Annotated in this window: 10 protein-coding genes; 1 reads left to right on the top strand and 9 read right to left on the bottom strand. The window is 41.4% G+C overall.

Annotation, left to right across the window (positions count from 1 at the left end; all coding sequences use genetic code 11):
- Positions 1-46: 46 nt before the first annotated feature.
- The 9 genes from TY03_RS19620 to TY03_RS19580 form a co-directional block, all read right to left on the bottom strand.
- Positions 47-2,428, bottom strand: coding sequence for a glycoside hydrolase family 95 protein (locus TY03_RS19620; protein WP_042373117.1), 2,382 nt, complete (start codon positions 2,426-2,428; stop codon positions 47-49).
- 23 nt (positions 2,429-2,451) lie between these two features.
- Positions 2,452-5,046, bottom strand: coding sequence for a glycoside hydrolase family 2 protein (locus TY03_RS19615; protein WP_042373116.1), 2,595 nt, complete (start codon positions 5,044-5,046; stop codon positions 2,452-2,454).
- Between the two features lie 33 nt (positions 5,047-5,079).
- Entirely contained in the window at positions 5,080-8,976 is a 3,897-nt protein-coding gene (locus TY03_RS19610) for a hybrid sensor histidine kinase/response regulator transcription factor (protein ID WP_081713135.1), read from the bottom strand.
- Between the two features lie 6 nt (positions 8,977-8,982).
- Complete coding sequence (locus TY03_RS19605) at positions 8,983-9,897, bottom strand: hypothetical protein (protein ID WP_148335732.1); 915 nt, start codon at positions 9,895-9,897, stop codon at positions 8,983-8,985.
- Positions 9,813-12,239: a hypothetical protein gene (locus TY03_RS19600; protein ID WP_148335731.1), complete on the bottom strand. Its 2,427-nt coding sequence runs from the start codon at positions 12,237-12,239 to the stop codon at positions 9,813-9,815. The genes TY03_RS19605 and TY03_RS19600 overlap by 85 nt, the downstream gene beginning before the upstream one ends.
- Before the next feature lie 121 nt (positions 12,240-12,360).
- A complete protein-coding gene (locus TY03_RS19595; RefSeq protein WP_042373111.1) occupies positions 12,361-13,416 on the bottom strand; it encodes a fibronectin type III domain-containing protein in 1,056 nt (351 codons plus the stop codon).
- Between the two features lie 20 nt (positions 13,417-13,436).
- On the bottom strand, positions 13,437-15,044 hold the full coding sequence (locus TY03_RS19590; RefSeq protein ID WP_042373110.1) for a RagB/SusD family nutrient uptake outer membrane protein: 1,608 nt from the start codon (positions 15,042-15,044) through the stop codon (positions 13,437-13,439).
- Positions 15,045-15,056: 12 nt separating this feature from the next.
- Positions 15,057-18,152: a SusC/RagA family TonB-linked outer membrane protein gene (locus tag TY03_RS19585; protein WP_042373108.1), complete on the bottom strand. Its 3,096-nt coding sequence runs from the start codon at positions 18,150-18,152 to the stop codon at positions 15,057-15,059.
- Between the two features lie 504 nt (positions 18,153-18,656).
- The gene (locus TY03_RS19580) at positions 18,657-19,529 is read right to left on the bottom strand and encodes a hypothetical protein (protein WP_042373106.1); all 873 of its coding nucleotides are present in this window, start codon (positions 19,527-19,529) and stop codon (positions 18,657-18,659) included.
- Between the two features lie 245 nt (positions 19,530-19,774).
- Between TY03_RS19580 and mdh the strand changes: the two genes are divergently transcribed.
- Positions 19,775-20,716, top strand: a complete 942-nt coding sequence (mdh, locus tag TY03_RS19575; RefSeq protein WP_042373104.1) for a malate dehydrogenase — start codon at positions 19,775-19,777, stop codon at positions 20,714-20,716.
- Positions 20,717-21,198: the final 482 nt, after the last annotated feature.

Genomic DNA, 21,198 nt, shown 5'->3' with positions numbered 1-21,198 from the left:
GCTATTACGATTTCAGATGCATGTGAGGGTATATAGTGAACTTATACTATTTGTCACTATATACTAATTTTTTCTTTTTATGTGCCTTGACATTCACTACATGAGTTTTTCCTTGTATTTTGATTGTTATTTGCTGAGAAATTTGGCTGTTTAGTGTAACTTTAATAAGTTGACCATTCTTCCATTCAGCATCTACCTCTATCCCTCCCCTGGCTTTTAAGCCGCGAAAAGAACCATCCTTCCATGAAGTAGGAATGGCCGGTAGCAGCTCAATACAATTGTCGTGACTTTGAATCAGCATTTCTCCGATCCCTGCGCATCCACCTAGATTACCATCTATCTGAAAAGGAGGGTGTGCACAGAATAAGTTAGGATATGTGCCGCCGCCATGAGCCATTGTTACATTGGTTTCAAGTGTTGGAGTCATTAAACTCTTAAAGAGCTTATAAGCTCTTTCCCCATCTTTTAGCCGAGCCCAAAAGTTTACTTTCCAGGCACGCGACCAACCGGTTCCTTCATCACCTCTTCGCTCCAGTGTTGCTTTGGCTGCTTTAATCAGTTCGGGTGTTTTTTGTTCGGTAATGAGGTTGGCAGGATACAGTCCAAATAAATGTGATACATGCCTGTGATGAACATCGGTCTCTTCATAATCTTCTAACCATTCTTGTAAATATCCACCTTTTTTGCTGATTTGCATCGGTGGCAAATGTTTCAATGTGACCGAGAGTTGATTGGCCAACATTTCATCTATCTGTAAAATCTGACTGGCCTGAATAACGTTGTTGAATAATTCGGTAATGATTTGAACATCCATTGTAGGTCCCATACAAATATATACCGGTTGGTTTGTACCGGGCATTTTAAAACTATTCTCGGGTGATGATGACGGAGCGGTAACCAACCAACCATGTTTTTTTTCTTTAATCATTGTTGATAGAAAGAACTCCGCTGCTCCTTTGAGTATTGGATAAATAGCTTCCAGATATTCCTTGTCGAGTGTGAAAGCATAATGTTCGAACAACGGTGAACAGAGCCAAGCACCGCCTGTATTGGTTGATCCCCAAGAGGCATGTTCGGCGGGAGCAGTAAAATGCCAAGGGTTTGTTATGACATGTGCAACCCATCCCTTAGCTCCATAGAAGTCATGTGCTGTTTTTTCTCCTGAAGGTACCAACTCTTTAACGAATTGGGCAACAGGCAGTAAGAACTCTGATAAATTGGCAACTTCGACGGGGAAATAATTCATCTGCACGTTGATATTCAGATGATAATCGCCATTCCACGGTGTTTGTATAGTGTTGGCCCATAGCCCTTGTAAGTTTAATGGTAATGAACCTACGCGTGTGCCGGATATAATTAGGTAGCGTCCAAATTGAAAATATAGAGCTGCCAAAGCAGGGTCATCCTTTTTCTGGAAAGCCTCCAGGCGTTCGGTGATAGAGGGATAGTTAGGTGTTTTACCTAAATCAAGATGGACTCTGTTAAACTTCTCTGCGTATGCTACTTGATGAGCCTTTAGTACTGAACTGTAAGATTTTGCTTGAGCACTATTAAGTAGCTCTTCGGCCTGTTTATCGAAACGGCTATTCCGGTAGTCTGTTGTAGCTGATACATAAATATAAGCTATGGTAGCTTCTCTGACTTGTAGCTGTTGTTTGTTAACCGACAGTTTAGCCCCATCGGCTACTACATCTGCCAAAGCTATATATTTCATTCCTTTTCCATCGTTACCGTTGTTGAGTGTACCGCTCATACAGAGAGTCTGATCACGGAACGACACAAGTCCTTTTTCAGGTCGTTCAAGGGTCAAATTAAAATTTAGACTGTTCCTTTTGCTGGCCGATAATTTAATCATAATCACGTCTTGGGTCAAAGAAACAAAGTATTCGCGTGTATACTTTACTTGGTTGATTGAGAAGGAGGTGGTAGCAAGAGCCTTTTCAATAGAAAGATTGCGTTTATAATCGCTAGGTACCATGTGTGTGTCAGTGCAGTTAGGATAATAGTAGTCTAAACGCAGATTACCTAGCGTTTGAAAGCATCCATAACGTGCATTGGCTCCGTTGCCTTGTGCCGATCCTTCGCCTTTGCATTTGAAGTATTGGTGCATCTCTTTTTCAGCCTCTTGATTTTTTTCTTCAAGCAATAATTGCCGTATAATGGGTAATCGTTGCAATGCCTCAGGGTTACTTGTGTCTTCTTCACTGCCTGACCATAGGGAGATTTCATTCAGAGTGATGTTCTCTTGAAATACTCCTCCATCGGGCATGGCGCCTAGGCGCCCGTTACCCAACGGAAGTGATTCTTCCCATATTGTTCCCGGAAGTGTATAGCTCAAATTGAGGTTCGACGTGTTTGTTTGCGCATTACAGGGAATGCTGGCTACACTCAATATAAAAAGTTGAAGGTAAATAATCAGTTGTTTCATCTGTGTTTTCTTTAAGTTAGGATTTATTTGGAAGAGGGTGTTCCGCCTATTTTTACTTCTGAGAGCCCTCCTGCTCCTTGGGTAAATCGAATACGGACAGAACGTATGTTATTACCCAAGTTTCCTTTAAATATCTGTGTTTTTGTTTCAGGTAGAGCCTTATTACCCTCTGCGATTTGTTGCCAGGTTTTGATATCGGAACTGACTTCTACTATGTAGCGACAGTTAGTACCCAGTGGGAAGATTAACTGAATGGTGTTCAAATCGTATGAAGCCTCCAAATCAACTCTCCACCAAGGATTCTTGTCTGTAATATTGGCAAACCAAGAGCTCTGTTCATCACCATCATTGGCTAATCCTTTGCTCGATAGCTCGGATGTTGAGCTTACGGCAGACGGGCGGTTCTTTGCCAGCAATAGTTCTCCGTCACCCGTCATCGGTGTTTTGTCGACAAGGTGAAATCTTTTGTAAGGGAGTGAGGCTGTTGTGGGCTTTCCTTCACTTTCCCAAGTAGGTGTACCTAAGGTGACAATTTTTAATGTTGTTGTGGGTAGCCCTTGTGCTGTTGCCTCTATGATGGTTGTACCAGCATGGTAACTGCGGAATTCAATGGCTGCCATCCCATCGCGTATACTGATATCAGAAGCCTCTTTATCGGATGGAGGCATAAATTGTATACTATTACCTGTGGGGAAAGTACCCGGCCCTGATTTTATACGCAACGTAACCGGAATTTCATTGGAAATATGCTGCCCTTTGTTATCAATGATTGTAATCAAAATTTGTGTATCATCTGTTCCATCGGGTGCTGATAAAGTCATCTTATCTGCTGTTAATTTGATGCGACTTGGTATACCTGGTTGTGCCCATTGTGGTTCTGATGGAGTGGATTTTCCTTTTGCATAAGCACTTTGGTACCAGTACCAAGCCCGTTTGGGAATACGGAAATAATCGACTAGTCCCATTGTAGCAAGACCTTCACCACCTACGGTTCCGTGATCGAATCCACACCATATAATCTGTCCGCCTCGCCATTGTGGACGGTTAAAACCATCTTCAAGATCTCCCCATCCTGGTGCAAACTTTCCTGGTCGATGAGTTGTTACACTTCCATATTCGGATACCATACTGGGTACCCCGGGTGCAGCAAACGTAGCACCGTCTCCATTGTAAAAGGCTATTTGGTTTTTGCCTAATTGATCTAATCCTCTTCGTTGGCATCCTCCTATAGCTACCAAGCGCGTTGGATCCCATTTATGAACACTGTCAGTAGCAGCATTCAGTAATGCTTTCATTCGTTTTTCGGTAGGGTCGTCTGTAAAAAAAGCTTCATTTGACAAACTCCAAGCTGTGATTGAGGGGCTGTTGCGGTGGATCAAAATCAGTTCTTTGAGTTGGCTTAATACACTTTGATCGAATGCATCTTGATCACTTGGATGAGGAGGGTAACAACTCGACGATGGAGTACTCCATCCAAAGCGATCTCCGGAGCTTCCTCCCATTCCCCAAAAAGCATTTTCGGGGAAGAAAAGTATACCCAGTTCGTCACATGCTTTAGAGAAAGCAGGATCGTGTGGATAATGCGAACCACGGATCGTGTTAAAGCCTGCCTCTTTCATCAATTTTACATCTCGATAAAAGCCGGTATTGGTTACGGCATCTCCCCATCCGGCATGGTCTTGGTGCACATTGGCACCCAATAAATAAAGGTGCTCGCCATTGAGGAAGAACCCTTTATCTGCTGTCCACTCAAACCAGCGGATACCGAAAGTAGTTTCTGTGCGATCTGTTTCTTTACCGTCTTTTAGTATGGTGCTGATAGCTGTGTATAGATATGGAGTGGTAGGATGCCACAATTGAGGAGATGAAAGGGAAGGCAACTTTTGGCTGATAATTTGATTAGATCGGGCAGTCAGTGTTGCTTTACTTTCTGTTTTGGTTACGACGACTCCTGCAGGTGAAACAATTTCGGTACGCATTACAAGGGTTTGGGGTTCAGTACTACGATTATTAATTTCAGTTTGCACCTCTATTGTAGCTGCTTGTTTGGATACGACTGGAGTTGATACGGCTGTTCCATTCCAAGCTATATGTAGCGGATTCTTAATATGCAAATAAACATCCCGATAAATTCCACCACTGAACTGATGATCTCCTGCGCGTGGGGCAACACCGGCTTTCCAGATATTGTTTACCCGAACGGCAAGCAGATTTTTACCTAGCTTCATAAATGGAGTCAGGTCGTAGTTAAAACCGGTGTATCCACCCACATGTTCTCCTATCTTCTTTCCGTTTAAGAAGACTTCACACTGTATAAAGACACCTTCGAATTCGATGCTAATCTGCTTGCCTTTCCATTGCGGAGGCATTACAATTTCTTTTCGATACCAGCCATATCCGCTATAGACATCTTTCCACATAAAATAAGGGATTGAAAAGGAGTGAGGCAAATGAGTGCTTATCCATTCGTTGTCTGGAAACTTATTTTCGGAAGCCTGAGTGAAATCACCAAGCGAGAACTTCCAATTTCGGTTCAGATTAATAACCTCTCCCGCAAATAATAAGGACGGGAGCATGCAAACTAACAGCGAAGTTAGGAGGAGCATCTTTCGAATCATAATATCTATATTTAAATTTATAATTAAGTTGAATTACATATTTTGAATGTATTGTTTCGGGGTTACATTCATTTTCTTTTTAAAAATCTCTCTGAAATTTTTTGCATCATTGAAACCGCATTCTGCACAGACAATGTTGATGTTTGTTTTCCCTTCCATAAAGCATTGAACTGCTTTATAAATTCGGTATTCATTGATAAATTCGATTACAGACTTTCCTGTAAGACCTTTTATTTTTTTGTAAAGAGAGGAGTGACTCATCCCTAGTTTTCCGGCGAATAGCATAACATCAAAATCGGTATTAGTAAGGTTTTCGTCAATAATCAACTTACATTTGAACAAGAACTTCTTTTCCTCTTTCGAATAGTTTGTTTTAGAATCTGTTACGAATGAACTGATGTGCATTGATTCCGACTGAGATAATAGATGTTCAATGCGCTTTCTAAGATAGCGCATTGAAATCGGCTTCGTGAGATAAGCGTCGGCACCGTGTTCAAAAGCAGCTAACATATCATCCTCTGCTGTTTTTGCAGTAAACATGATAACGGGAGTTTGAACAATGGTGTTATTATTTCGCAACGCAGTAAGAAACTCTAACCCATTCATCTTTGGCATCATGATATCGCAGATAATTAAGTCAGGGCATGTTTCTTTTGCTAGGGCTAGCCCATCCACTCCATTGTATGCTTTGATGATCTTGTATGAATCTGATAAAGATCGATCTAGCATTTCAACAGCCTCTTTTTCGTCATCAATAACCAAAATAATAGAGGGGGCTGTAGGGTTATGAATAGCTGCTGTTATCGGTACCTTTATCTGCCTTTCGGATTCTTTATCTGTTATTAAAGGAGATAAATGTAATTGGTTTTCAATCTTTTTTTTGGGAATGCTGAACTTAAACGTAGAGCCCATCTGCAGCTCGCTCTCTACCGAAATAATTCCTTCGTGTAATTCAACTAAGTGTTTAACGAATGCCAGACCTATGCCATCACCACTTACACAACTATTGCTATCTACCTGAAAAAAGCGGTTGAATATAGATTCGTGATGCTCCTTTTTGATCCCGATACCATTGTCTTCGACTGCAAACAGAACTGCTGCATCTGTTTCATCAATGTGCAAAATGATTCTTCCCCCCTCGGGTGTATATTTCATCGCGTTTCCAATTAGATTGACTAAGATCGTTTCGAGCTTTTCATGATCGAATGTCAGGTGTATATCGAGTGTGGATGGCATGAAGAGTAAGGCGACACCCTTTTGCTCGCATATAGCTTCAAAATCGGTTGCAATACTTTTACAGAAAGTTACTACATTTGAGCTTTTGAGCTCCAAAACGAGTTTCCCTGCCTCTAGTTTCCGGAAGTCAATGATTCGACTGATGAGCTTGTTTAAACGCATACAGTTGCGATACATGGCCGAAAGATAGGCTTTGGGTATATAAACAGATGTTTTGTCGGACGAGATAAGTTCTTCCAAAGGTGCTGTAATCAGAAAGATAGGAGTACGCAGTTCATGCGTGATGTTAGTAAAGAAACTTAATTTTGCTTCGTTGATATTTTTAAGAGTATTCTTTTCGATCTCTTTGAGCTGCAGTACGTGTTTGTTGTTAAGCTCGTGTTGATAGAGCCAAAAGAGTAGTGCAAGCACTCCAGGAAAAAGTAGTATCCATAAGATGATGGCCGGAAAACTTTTCCACCAAGGTGGGGTAATGATGATACGGAATGATGAATATTCATCATTCCACTCTCCAAGGCTATTGGTTGCCCGTACACAAAATTCATATTCGCCAGGCGAGACATTGGTGTAAGATGCTTTACGCTCTTGTTGTGCTTGTTGCCATCCCTTATCAAAATTCTTAAGATAATATGAGAACTGTATTTTCTCAGGCGAGATCAACTCTGCTACAGAAAAATGGATGGTAAAGAAGGTTTTATCATAAGGCAATTTGACTTCGGATGGATGAATTCTGTAAGTATCCTCCATCTTTACCTCACCGTTGTATAATTGGAAATCTGTAAAGAATACAGGTTTAAACTTCTCCTCGTATTTAATCTCGGATGGGCGAAAAGCGACTAAGCCCTTAGTGGTGCCGAAATACATAACTTCGGATTCTTGATAAAAGGCATTGAAATTAAATTGAGTTGACGATAAATTGTACTCTTTTCCAAAGCGAATAAAGCGTTCTGTCTGTTGATTAAAACGAAACAGACCATCGTAAGTACCTAGCCATAAGTGCCCGTTTTTATCCTCGCCTATACTGACTACGTTTGGGTTGCTTAATCCGTTTTCTTTTCCGTAAATAGTGACCGTTTCATTGATTTCGTCTAGTTTACTTAATCCCGAATAGGCACTGCTAAACCATACCTGATGCTGAGAGTCGATAAAGACATAACGTACTATATTGTTAGGAATAGCCATTTTATCACTTTTTTGCTGATAGTGTTTGAGTATATTGCCGGATCTATCTAATTTATATAACCCGTAAAAGCTACTGCTTACCCATATATAATCGCCGTCAAAAGCAATTTCTGAGGTATATTGAATGTTGTTTTTTTCAAGGGTAAACACTTCTTTTTCCTTATCGAAACAATAGACACCCTCTTTACCACCTATCCACAAGTATCCTTTCTCATCACTCTTGATCACCCATATCTGATTCTCTTCTGCTGTAGGAATATCGTATGATCGAAAAGAGTGGGTCAATATATCGAATCGATTTAACTTTCCGCCGAAAATACCGAGCCAAATATATCGCTTATCGCCGGCAAGAGAGAGGACATTGTTGCCTGTAATCCGGCTGTTCTCTGTGGTATAAGCAACAGTTTGTCTTGTGTTGAAGTTGCATACATTCAGACCTCCACCGTCTAATCCGATATAAGTTGTGCCAGTGGGGGCTTCGTAAATGGCTGTTACGAAATTATGTGTCAGTTGTTTTTTCTCCATACCGTATGTTGTAAACCATTCATTGGGGCTATTAGAGTAATTAATTCCTCCCCGATGTGTTCCTACCCACAAAGTATTGTCGTTATCAACATAGAGCGAGTAAATAGCATCACTACTGATGTTACTGTTTTCGGGAATGTATATCTCTTTGGTTTCGTTACGTTGATAAACAAGTCCCTGCCCGTCGGTTCCGAATAAAATACCTTGATTGTATGAAACCATTGATTTTACATTTGCAGGTACGGTGGCAGATGCCGTTTGCAGTCGATTGTCTTGTATTTGAAAGGCTAGTGTGGAGTGATTCAGTCCATAACCAACATAGATTAGATTTTTGTTCGAATCATAGAACATCACATCAGCTTCATGCGCTATTTTGTTATCGATACGACTGATGATTTTTCTTGTTTTAGTATGAATCAAAACAAGCTCACTCCCATTGTGTGCTAGTATATAGCTCTTTTTATAAGGTATGATATAACTCCATTTGTCTTCTGCAGAAATGTTGCATTGCTTGAAGGTACGTTGATTGCTTAGTTGCAAGAAATGATCGGCCAATGCGTAGAGTTGTCCATCTTGGGAGAAGATAGTATGAACATATCCTGTAATCGGTTTTTCTTGTTGAGAACCATTCTGTTGAACACAATCATAGAAACATTGATCGGTAAAGGAGAAGAAGAATAATCCATATTCTGAGCCGACAAAAATGCCATCGTTGGTTGGTTGTAAACAGGTGATCTGATTTTTTGATAAAGATGATACGTCGTTAGGATCGTGTCGGAATACGGTAAAACGTACGCCGTCAAATCGACATAAACCGTCGAATGTGCCAAACCACATGAATCCGTTTTTATCTTGGGTGATACACTTCACCGTATTATTAGACAGATTATTGGACGTGTCCAGCACCTTGAAGTTTCTCGCATTGCACCATACAGGAATCATCAATAGGATGGTGAAAAGTAATATATGTATTTGTTTTATTTTCATATTTATTTAAAGATAATTTACATGTTTCGTTGCTATGAGTTGTTTATCCGAGATTAGTTCGTTCAAACTCCTATAGTCTGCATCCAATATTTTCAAAATATTCTGGTGAATGGTAAATGTTTCTTTGTTTTTTGAGTGAGCAAAGGCTACTGGATAATCTCTATCATCGGCTCCAGGCGAAGCAAATATGCATGCACCTAAATTATTTGAAAATAAATTGATAAGCTGATTTGGTGCATCTCCAAACCCGAGGTTGGCTGCCAGCTTTAACCGGCTGGACGATGAATAGAGTGAATAGTAGGCCTCGAGAGTCTCTGTTGGTTTAGCCACTAGCTTAGAGGGATAAAACCGGTAGGTGCTATTCTGTAAAAAAACGGTAATTCCGTATTCGTTAGCCAAATAGATAAAGGCTGACATACCATTTAGGATACTCTCTTCGGGAGTTCTGCCGAACTCTTTTTGCCACATCTCAGGGCGCATGTGAGAACCAATAATGACCTGCTGAATACCAGCAGCTTTCATCTTTTCAAAAACCCGTCGATATATATATACCGAACGGGTATATGAGTGAGTTAACTCTTCCAGAAAGGTTATGTCGGGATAATTATTGATCTCTCTGGTAAAATCGACAATCAGTTCCATACCGGTAGCCTGAATGGATTCGGCCTCTGCTTTACATAATTCAATGTCGCGTGACGATAAATAGGTGGCATCAATCTTCACACCACCAAAATGAGAGAAATAGAGAGGATTTGAAGCCAGTTCCTCAATCAGACTCTTTTTGTTTTCATGGTATGAAAAATAATAAGTTTTGTTTGCTGGAGCGACCTTACCTATTAACTCTTTGCTAAGGGTAGGGGGGGAGGAGATAGAGGATGTTTTTGTTCCATCTTCAGGACGCTGGGATAGAGTTCTTCCCATGATTGATAGGGTACTTCCAATACAATGCATTCCGCTTGTTCCGGTGTATGTATGATGCGAGCTGTCGTGTAAGGAGCAAAAGTTTTGCCGATAGCCTCTCTTGTATTATTACTCAAGGTAGAAGGTACTAGTAGATAGGATATATGCTTGGATGCTTTCAGGGTGTTGACCAGTTTGCTTAATAGCTTAGTATCTCGTTGAAGCGCATCTTCGAAGTTCTGATCGAATGTGATGAGAAATTCTAATTGTTTTAGGTTATACCACCAAGCATCTTCACTGAAGGCAAAATGATCAATGTCGGTTGCAGCTGTCCAATTGATTTTAACCCCTGAAAAATGATCAAAGAAGGTAGGCATGCTTTGTAGGTGTTCCGACAGACCCATCAGAGAACTAACCGATAGGAAGTGATTATATATCCGTTTCTCGACAGTTACCTTGGGGAGGTATGTTACTTGTTGTGTATCCTCATCGACCGTAATACGAAACAGTCTGGCATCGGCTGCTGTTATAATGGATGAACCGGGAGCTCCGGACGATTGTTTCTCAAATCCCTCGGGAAAGTAACCGGCTTCTTTACTCAAGTCACGAATGGGATACAACTCTTCGATATTCCGAATGTTTCCTGCGTGACACTGTATGTTGAACGATTGGGGGGTGAGGCTGTGGTTGTAAATTCCGAGCAAATAGGTACCATTGCCTTCGATATTGGTCACATACCCAAGTGAGTTGCCTACCGAGAAAAGACGTGTTGATTTGAAAACAGAATCTAGGTATGTTTGCAGTTGTGTATCCATTTGCTTGTTAGGTAGTATACCCATTTTAGTACCATGTAATACCGATAGTTGCCCTTTTTGAATGGGGTAATGCATCACCTTGAATGAAGTGCCGGATAGGGGTGAGACTGTTTGTGGAAATAGTTTTTGAGCATTACCGATGGTTATAATAACCTTTCCGCCTTGATTCATATAGCGAGTCAGTCGATCGGCTACTTCGGCTGTGTTCGTAGATAGCTCACCGCCTATAACGACCATTGCATACCGATTTAAGGCCGATACATTGGCATCTGAGAGGAGCACGTCCAAGGCGTCTCCATAAGGTGTATTGCATAGACCGGCATATTCGTTTTTATGTAATCCGGACTGGTCATAGTCCTGATAAAACATCTTGAGTAACTGATGGGTCAGAAAGTCACCTGTTTGATAAGGCAGGAATCCCCAGACTTTATACCGATCCTTGAACGGTTCATTGGGTGTCATCCATCCCGAGAAAAAGTCAAGCATTAGTGCTATGGGGGTGTACTGTGGACCCGGATTGGGATGTTTTTCTACAAACGTCTGCATATCTGTCTGCATTTGGCCTATCGGGCTTAGTCTCTCTTGTTTTGGCTTACCTTGATAAACCGATCCTTCAAACCCAAGTATGGCTGAGTTGTATTGATACTGTGATAGTAGCATGCGCTTCATCCAAGCTAGGCTATTTCCTTTTTGCGGGTTTGAATTTTGTGTGTTATGTTGATACGATTTGTATCCCCAAGTATTAAAGACCGATATGTCTCCATACCAAAGCAGTCCGTATTGTTTGGATGCTCCTCGTATAAATGCGTAGTGTATTTGATCATTGCTGGTATAAGTTTTGTTTTGGCTCTCTGCTCCTGCGCAAGTGATGAAACCCTCTTTTATAGGGTAGTGCCAAAACCATTTAACGGATAACATGCTGATTATGTCACCTTGTTCGCGAGCTGCTTTTTGCATATACTTCATTGCCCGGATATATCTCTGGCTTTTGTTGTCAGACATCGGATAGTCAATTGATCTGCAATCGGCCCAATACCGACCATCTTGTTCACCTAAATCAAAACCGAGGTAGCGATCTCCCAATACTTCTTTCATCATGTCTACTTTCCATCTTTCGACACGAAACTGGCCAAAATTTTCTTGTGGTGGTGTTCCCGGTCCGAAGGCGTTAATATTAAACAGGTAGTATCCTCCTTGCTTTAGTCGGTTAAGAGTTTGTCTTAATGCTCCAGGCTCCATTAGAAAATGAGAAAAGTTGGGTCGTATGACGCGTCCTTTGGCTATCCAATATGGAGGGGTTTCTTCAATTACGCCAAACTCTTTTCCCCATCCTCTGCCACCTACAAACTGTACTTTGTGCTCGAATGTATTCCAGCTGGGTGTTGTAAACGGCCGACGTGTATAATCAGGATACTCCTCCGGATTCACTCCATACGGATAGAGTCTGATCATGCTGCTACTTTCGGTTGTTGATTGTTGTGCCATAAGACAACCGGTACATAGTTGCAGTATCAAAAGAGAGAGTATGAGGAACGTAAAGGTTTTCATATTTGTAGAATAAAAATGGAGAGAGAAATTAAAATAGGTTCACCACGAAGTAACAAGCAATGAAATTAAAACGTTGTTTCTCCGTGGTGAGTATTCACTTATCCTGAATACGTAAATCTTACTATTCACTTATGGCTTTGGGCGATATGTATTCGATCGCGAAATTGTCAATGTAGGTAGGGCCTTCTCCATAAGGTTCTACTTTGAGATTGAACTTGACTCCGGCGTTAATCAAACCGACAGAATAATTGTAGTGAGTCCACTCTTCTGTATTGGTCAGATGTTCAGTGCGACCTCCCATATCATTCACATTGGGTATCATCCAGAAACCTCCACCGCTTCTTTTCACCATCAATCCTATTTTATAATGGCCTTGTTTGAGTGAGCCACCCCAGTCACATAAAAGTTGTATCTTTCCGGTTTTCAGTAACAGCGCTTGTTTGCCTTCGAATACTGTTTGGGCTGTTATTTCTGGTTTTCCTTCTGTATAATAAGCCATCCTGTCCGCACGGAATGTCCACGGTGCAATGACCGAACTAAGAGGTAAATCTTCGTACGTATCTAGAAAATAATAAGATTTTTTACCTACTGCGGTCGCAGCAGTCAAGGATGTTCCGTTACTGTTGACCGAGAAAACCCGATACGCACTCTGGACGCTGACAGCTGCTTTGTAATCAGTAAAGGTATTTCCCACAAGATCTTTCGCAATTAACTCTGTGCCCCGATAAATACTAAATGTTTGAGCAAAGCGTCCGCCTTTCCATTCAAGTACACATCCTTCGTAATTTGTTGTAGAGGCTGTTACAGCGATAGGGGCGCGTGGCAGAGTCCCATCCGGTAGGCCTGAGTATCCCTCAGCTGATGCGTATTTGCTTGATCTCCATCCTTTTTCATTCTTCGCATAAATACGGTATTCGACCAAAGTATCGGGTGCAAAAGCATCTTCGTAGGATTCGCCGATTAGGCTGTCGGCAATTACGGATAGGCCTCTTACCAATACATAATAGGGGGCGTCCGGAACTTTGTCCCATTTTAAGAATACAGAGGTATCACCTTTTGTCGCAGTCAACTCTCGTGGAGCTGCTGGGCGATTCAAGTTGTATGATTCATCTTTATTACAGCTTATATATATGATTGAGCATGAGAGTAGAATGGTTAGATAAATTATTTTTTTCATGGTTTGGATACTATTAAAGATTAATAACCAGGGTTATTGGGCAACAAATTGGGATTGACGTCAATCGCTCTTTGTGGTAATGGCCATAGGTAGTGGTTGGGTGCAATAAAGAGTTTTGTTGAGCCAAAATCATATTTTTCGTCTGATTTAATGGCGTTAATAACTTTTTCGGCAATGCCCCAACGACGGATGTCGAAATATCTTAATCCTTCATACGCAAATTCCCATTTTCGTTCGTCTTGTATGGTCTGGCGCATTTCTGTTTGTGATTGACCTCTTTTTACTCTCGCAATGCCGGCTCTGTCTCTTACTTGATCCAGGATGTCATAAACAGAGTTGTCAATTTCATTCAATTCTGTTTTAGCTTCTGCATACATCATCAGTACATCTGTATAGCGCAATAAGATAAAGTCTGATTCGTCCTCTTGTGTCCAGTCTGATTTGACACTTTCATTCATGTATCCCTTATCCAAATTCATCGGATAATCTTTAATCATATCTTTGCTGATGCTGGCTACCATTTTTACCTCGAAGGGTAGTCCGTTGACCGTGGATATACCTGCAATGTAGTAGGTGCTTTCGAAGCGAGGACCTCTGTTTTTCCATGGATTTTGAGCATCGAATACACTTGATTGGGTAGATGCTAGTCCATCCGTCATCGGATACGAATCAATATACTCGGGAGTGAGTGTTATACTTTCCCAACTTCCATTCATACTACTGGTAGGTAAGCCGGGCACTTTCCCGCCAAAGGGTGTGTTGAATGTAGATCCTTGCTTAAATCCACCTGCGGTATATTTCAAGCTGAAAAGTATCTCGGGGTTGTTCTCATTGTCATTAGCAAAAATCTTTTCATATTCGGGCAAGAAGTCAATGTATTTAGAACCAGCGGCTAAAGTCATCAGTTCTTGTGCTGCTGCGACGGTGCTTTTATAATCTTTATTATAGAGCAATGCTCTCACTTTCATACCCATGGCAGCTTGTTTGGTGGCTCTTCCCCATTTCCCACTGTAAGGTTTTTCGTTCAGGTTGGTAATGGCTATTTCTAAATCGGGAATAATCAACTTGGTTGTCAGCTCATTAACATCCGTGCGTGGTTGTTTGGCGTCTGCAGGGGCCAAAACTCTACTTATCATAGGTACAGCCCCCCAGAGGCTAGTTAATCGAATATAGCAGATTGCTCGCACAAAGTGTGCTTGTCCATGTACCTCTTTTGCGAAGTCGGCACTCAGTAAGGACGCATTTTTGTCTAGTGCTTCTATAATGGTGTTAGCCCAGTTGATGGTTTGATATAGATTTCCCCAGATAGCATCGAGTCTATCCGTATTCGGGTAGAGCTTTCCTCGTGAAATGTCGTACCAAGGGTTAGTCCAACTAAATTTGTAGAACATGGCATCAGCACAAACCTCCCAATAGAGATTGCCTGCATAGGCTCCTCCTAATGCATCGGGATCAAGTGGTCTTAATTCCGAATATAGTCCGGTGATGGCCAACTCAAAATCATTGGTAGTCTGAAAGAAGGCATCTTTTGATACGGCATCCTCAGGAGTTAAGTCCAGCAGCCCTTCACATGCAGTGAAACTGGTAATGGTGGCAAGTAAAAGGAGTTTTAAATATTTATTTTTCATATTCGTTCTTATTTAAAAGGTTAAGTCAATACCGATTTTATAGGTGGCTGCTTGGGGAATGCCGCCGCGCTCACCACTTTCGTTGGTTCGTTCCGGATCAAATCCATTGTAGTTGGTCCAGGTATATAAATTCTGACCACTGATATAGAGGCGGAGTTTGTTCAAGTGTACTTTCTTGAAAAAGCTAGCCGGAAAGTCATAGCTTAACGTCACATTCTTAAGTCGCAGATAAGATCTGTCCATCAAGAAATAGGTATTGTAATTGTCCGTATTCGGTCCGTTGTCTGTCCATAAGCGGGGCGTGTCGTTGGTTGGATTGTCTGGTGTCCATCGATTTAGCCAGTGTGATCCGAAGTTTGAACCTTGAAAGGTGGGGTAGTAGTACTCGGCAATACCATAAGAGTAAGCATCTGCTAATCCTTGAAAGTCGGCTGATAGCTGGAATCCTTTGTAGCCAAAAGAAAGATTACCTCCGAATGTCCATGATGGATATTGTGTACCTTTAATCTGTCGGTCATAAGCATCGATAATACCGTCGGGTACACCGTTTGGACCGCTAAAGTCTTCGAAAATCAAATCACCCGGTGCTGCTCCTACTTGATGCGGTGTGTTGTCCACCTCTTCCTGTGTCTGGAATATCTTACCGGTCCATTTTACCAGATAATAGGAGTTGATGGGGGAGTTGCGTATTAGTATTTTGGTGCCGCTAATGTGTCGGTCTGTCTCACCGGTTAGCTCTGGATTAATCGAAAGTACATTGTTCTTCACATAAGAAGCATTACCGCCGATAGAGAAGTTGAAGTCGTTGATTTTCTTCTGGTAATTAGCTGATAGTTCAAAACCAGTGTTTTCTACCGAGGCTAGGTTTGTCATAACAGAGCTGAATCCGGTCTCGTAAGGCAATGGCGTATTGTAAAGAATATCGCTAGTTTTCCGGTAGAAGTAATCTCCTTCAATCGTCAATTCTGAATTAAATAAGTGTAGGTTGAAACCTAGGTCAGTTACAGTAGTAGACTCCCAACCGATATTCGGGTTTCCGTAGGTTGAGGCTTTGGCACCTGTGTAAACTGTGTTTCCATATACATAATTGGCATTATTGTACGAAATTTTAGCAATGTATGGAAAATCATCGCCCCACCCTTGGTTACCAAGCATACCCCAAGAGGCTCTTAGCTTGAGGAAATTGATAACGGGTATTTTTTTCATGAACTTTTCTTCGGTAATAATCCACCCGCCCGATAGGGAAGGGAATACGCCGAATCGATTGTTCTTTCCGAAACGAGATGATCCGTCTCGGCGCACGTTGAATTCGAATAAGTATCTGTTGGCATAGTTATAGTTTAAACGGCCAAACTGTGAGATACCTACGTACGGTGAAATTTCACTACTGTTGGCTACAGTTGTTGGGTCGCCAGCCTGCAATACGTGGATGTAGTTAGATTCAAACTGCCCTCTTGAGGTACTAAATCTTTCGTATTGAGTCGATTCATAACTAATTGCCGCCATGATATGGAATTGATGATCGCCCCATTTTTTACTGTAATCAGCTTGTAGGTAGGGGTTTATTCTGTACTTTCTTGACGACCACATCTCCAAGCGACCATATCCATAGAACCCAGCTAGATCGCTTCCATCATATTTAGGATCGGCCATGATCTCTTTGTAACGCCAATTCTTAGCTGTGGGGCGTCCATACCATCCTTTATAGTCGTACAACGACACGGTTGCATTGAAATCACCTTTCACCTTGAGGTTCTTCAATATTTCCCATTCCAGATACATGTTTCCGACAATGTTGTTGCTCACTTGCCGGATGTCGTTCGATAGCATATTGGCCAATGGGTTTCCACCTTGTACCTGTCCCACGATACCCAATTGCTTCGTATCGGGTAGTCCGAATAATCCGTCATCCGTATAAGCTGGATTCATTGGTGTACCGCGCATCACATCGAGGGCAAATACATCTGTTACACTTCCGTTGGGCGTACGCTGATTGCCATAGGTATAACCGATGTTAGTTCCTATTTTCACTTGTGGAAAAATCTCTGAGTTGATGTTGAGGCGTGCGGTGATACGCTCATAGTCGCCATTTGCAATAATTGAACCTTGATTCAAGTAGCCAAGAGACATGTAGTATTGGGTTTTCTGTGTACCTCCTCTGGCGCTGAGGTTGTATTCTTGTGTTGCTCCTGTTTTAAATAACTCGTCGAACCAGTCAGTTGAGCAGGCTTCTCTATAGCTAGGAGTACGATATAGCTCGATTGCTTCATCGCTAAAGGCTTTTGTTCCGCCTGAGTTCATGCGCGCTTCATTCATCAGCATCATAAACACTTCGGGGTCTGTGACCATATCCGGTTTACTTTGTTTGGTAATTTTAGATTGCGCATATGAAGCATTGAAGTTGAATATTGCTTTTCCGTCAGCCCCACCTTTTTTGGTCGTTACTAATACAACACCATTGGCTGCCTGCGAGCCATAAATAGAGGCAGATGCCGCATCCTTTAGTACGGATATATTCTCGATATCAGTCGGGTTGAGCATATCCATATTATCGGATATCACCCCATCAATCAATATCAAAGGTTTGGTATTGTTGAGGGTACCTAAACCACGAATGGTGATTTGAGCACCATCAGCCCCGGCAATGCCTGTAGCCTGTGCGATGTGTACACCGGCAATCTTTCCGGCCAAACTTTGAGAAGCACTGGTGATGGGCTTATTCGCAATGGCTGAAGATTCGACGGTGCCCACTGCTCCTGTGAGGTTAACACGCTTCTGCACACCATAACCTACCACGATGACCTCTTCGAGCAATTTAGCATCGGGATCAAGTACAATTTTGATATGTGATTGATTCTTAACCGGCACTTCTTTCGACACGAAACCTAAATAAGAGATTTGTAATACAGCGTTTGGGGTATTTACTTGAATAGAGAAACGTCCGTTTAAATCGGCTATTTCTCCTTGCTTGGATCCGAGGAGCCTAATCGCTGCTCCGATAAGTGGCTCGCCATCGGTCGAAATAACCTCTCCGGTTACTTTTCGCTCTTGTGCGTTTGCTGCCACGCATGTGATAAACATGAGTAAGAACAATAAGTGTTTTTTCATAAGGGTAACTTTTTGGGATTGTTAATTACGGCTGCAAATATAGTGCTGCTGACTAAAAAAGAAGGGGCTGTTTTCGTATTTTAAAAGGCATTTTTCGTATAGTAGAAACAAATAGGGGCTTCTCAACCTATTTCGGTTCGACTTCAGTTAGCTCTGATGCTTGATGGCCAATCAATATGGGGTGGGAGTGGGGGCTTCTTTTCGAAAGGTAATAATCTATATTGTGTGGGTGGGATTCTTTACATGCGGAAGTGATGAATTTCTTTTGTAGATTCCAATGATTGCTTATATCTATTGGATCATAAGCTGTTAAAGGAATGTGCTCTTTGGGTGGGCAAGAGTACGTACTTGATGGAGCAATAACTAGTATACCCATACACCAATATATACGTACTTTTGCACACAAAGAAAAGATATTGTATAGAGCTATCTACAAGTCTATGACAACTTAATTTATAAAGGCGTTTTAAAACAGCTGTCGTTTTATGTTGAATGAGATAAAGCTTATTCCAGCGTAAATGGTTGCGAACCGATCAAGGTGCCGTCGGCAAAGATGTCTACCCGGTAGGTGCCGGCATACAAGAATTCTTCAACGTTCCAGAATACGGTAATTGGCATTTCTTCCCCTTTATATTCGATATACTTCTTGATCGAATAACCCAGTGTACGGTTTTCGTAAGCGAATGTGTTGGACGGATTCTTGGTGAGCACATCGTTGTCCGGTTTGGTGATGCGTATATATAAAGTACGTTCGCCTGTTTCGGCCGTGATGTTTTTCACAATGGTGAAGCCAATCGCAAACTTAACTACATCCTTGACCTTCTTCACCTTCTTGTCTCTTTTATTGCGCGGATCTATCCAGATATTGGTGGCATCGAGTTGTGCGGCGAGACTGACTTTCTTGCTCAATCCTTTTTTTTCTTCCGAGAGGTTGCTTATCTGCCGTGATGCGGCATTGAACTTCTGTGTCACATCGGCAATCACTTGCTTCTGTTGTACCGTAAGACGGTTGAGTGAGTCTATCTGGTTGATGTATCCGATCATAATTTTGCGTAATGATGCCAACTCTTGTTTAAGTCTGCGTATCTCAGTGGCATTACTACTTTTTACTGTGCGAAGTTCCTCGAGTAAGCGCTGTGTTTTCATCTGTTCGCGATCAAGTAGTGTCGCTAATGAGTCGTTTGCCACGGTCATTTTTAATTCATCATACTGTTGTGCGAATTGTGTGTATTCACTTTCCAGATCTTCTTTCTCTAGCTGGAATTCTTGAACTAATTCTCGGTTGGTCTGTTTCTCTGCCAATAATAAATAGGTAATACCGATAATGGCAATTACAAGAATAGATACGGCAACTATCAGCAAGGTTTTCTTATTCATACTACTTTGTTGGGGATTGAATGATAATTTGGCTGCAAAAGTAATCATTTCGCCACAGAGTATCATAGCCTTTGATGGAGTTTTTTTCTTTTAAGAAAGACTGGTGTGTTTCGGCTTGCTCTATACTGCTTGTTTGTTTAACTAAAATTATTATGGAAATATTTCTTTAATCTCGATTATCGTTGTATTTTTGTAGGCATAATTGTAACGAAACAAATTATCAACATTTTAAAATATTAAGTATTATGTCAAAAGTAACCGTAGTAGGCGCAGGTAACGTAGGTGCTACATGTGCAAATGTACTTGCTTTCAATGAAGTAGCAGACGAAGTAGTAATGCTGGACGTGAAAGAAGGTGTTTCAGAGGGTAAAGCAATGGATATGATGCAAACAGCGCAACTGTTGGGCTTTGATACTACCATTGTGGGTTGTACCAATGATTATGCCAAGACTGCTAATTCGGATGTAGTGGTGATTACTTCGGGTATTCCTCGTAAGCCGGGTATGACTCGTGAAGAGTTGATTGGTGTAAACGCAGGTATCGTGAAAGCAGTAGCGGAAAATGTATTGAAATTCTCTCCCAATGCTATCATTGTAGTGGTTTCTAATCCAATGGATACCATGACTTATTTGGCGTTGAAGTCACTCGGTTTGCCTAAAAACCGTATCATTGGTATGGGGGGGGCTTTGGATAGCTCTCGTTTCAAATACTTCTTGTCTCAAGCCTTAGGTTGCAATGCTAACGAAGTAGAAGGTATGGTTATCGGTGGACACGGCGATACTACTATGATTCCTTTGGCTCGTTTTGCTACTTATAAAGGATTGCCTATCTGCAACTTTCTTTCTGCTGAAAAGATAGATGAAGTGGTAAAATCAACTATGGTTGGTGGAGCTACATTGACAGGCTTGTTGGGAACTTCTGCATGGTATGCACCAGGTGCGGCAGGAGCATTTGTTGTTGAGTCAATTCTTCACAATCAAATGAAGATGATTCCTTGTTCAGTGGCACTTGAAGGTGAATATGGTGAACATGATCTTTGCTGTGGTGTACCTGTAATTCTGGGTAAGAATGGTATCGAGAAAATCGTAGAACTTCCTTTGAACGAAGAAGAGATGGCTAAGTTTAAGGCGAGTGCTGAGGCTGTTCGTAAAACAAACGCTGACTTGAAAACAGTAGGAGCTCTTTAATTTACTGCTTCTATTATTAAATAAAAGAGGTCGTTTCATCTAGGTGAAACGACCTTTCTTGCTTATATTGATTAGAAGCTTTTTCTATGGACAAAGGTATTGGGGTGATTGCCACGTGGTGTGTTTCTAATTGTTCTTGACGATATTGTTTGAAAATACGCGCGCGTATATATTATAATGTGTTCTCTCTTTGCTTTCCTTTTCTCCCTTCCTGACTTATGTTTTATAACACATCTCTCATTCAGCCTATTACAACTTAATTTCCTTTTTATTCGAAATAAAAGGTGTTTAAGTTTGGCTTGTATGGGTAAAAAGCCTACTTTTGCATCCGCTTAGCAAGAGAAGCTAAGCCTTGAAAGATTGACATTCTGTTTAAAAGCTCGCAGAGGCTTTTCTTCCTTTCGCAAGAGAGACGACAAGAGAAGCGCACGAGACGAAAAAGAAAACAAAAAGACTTCTCAAAAGTTTTGATGTTTAAAAAT

The organism is Bacteroides neonati (assembly GCF_000499785.1).
GTDB lineage: Bacteria > Bacteroidota > Bacteroidia > Bacteroidales > Bacteroidaceae > Bacteroides > Bacteroides neonati.
This window is presented reverse-complemented; position numbering and strand designations above follow the sequence as displayed.

What these genes read in the sequence shown, in the direction of transcription:
- TY03_RS19620 (WP_042373117.1), bottom strand. Translation starts at nt 2,428, where the DNA reads ATGAAACAACTGATTATTTACCTTCAACTTTTTATATTGAGTGTAGCC.
- TY03_RS19615 (WP_042373116.1), bottom strand. Translation starts at nt 5,046, where the DNA reads ATGATTCGAAAGATGCTCCTCCTAACTTCGCTGTTAGTTTGCATGCTC.
- TY03_RS19610 (WP_081713135.1), bottom strand. Translation starts at nt 8,976, where the DNA reads ATGAAAATAAAACAAATACATATATTACTTTTCACCATCCTATTGATG.
- TY03_RS19605 (WP_148335732.1), bottom strand. Translation starts at nt 9,897, where the DNA reads ATGGGAAGAACTCTATCCCAGCGTCCTGAAGATGGAACAAAAACATCC.
- TY03_RS19600 (WP_148335731.1), bottom strand. Translation starts at nt 12,239, where the DNA reads ATGAAAACCTTTACGTTCCTCATACTCTCTCTTTTGATACTGCAACTA.
- TY03_RS19595 (WP_042373111.1), bottom strand. Translation starts at nt 13,416, where the DNA reads ATGAAAAAAATAATTTATCTAACCATTCTACTCTCATGCTCAATCATA.
- TY03_RS19590 (WP_042373110.1), bottom strand. Translation starts at nt 15,044, where the DNA reads ATGAAAAATAAATATTTAAAACTCCTTTTACTTGCCACCATTACCAGT.
- TY03_RS19585 (WP_042373108.1), bottom strand. Translation starts at nt 18,152, where the DNA reads ATGAAAAAACACTTATTGTTCTTACTCATGTTTATCACATGCGTGGCA.
- TY03_RS19580 (WP_042373106.1), bottom strand. Translation starts at nt 19,529, where the DNA reads ATGAATAAGAAAACCTTGCTGATAGTTGCCGTATCTATTCTTGTAATT.
- mdh (WP_042373104.1), top strand. Translation starts at nt 19,775, where the DNA reads ATGTCAAAAGTAACCGTAGTAGGCGCAGGTAACGTAGGTGCTACATGT.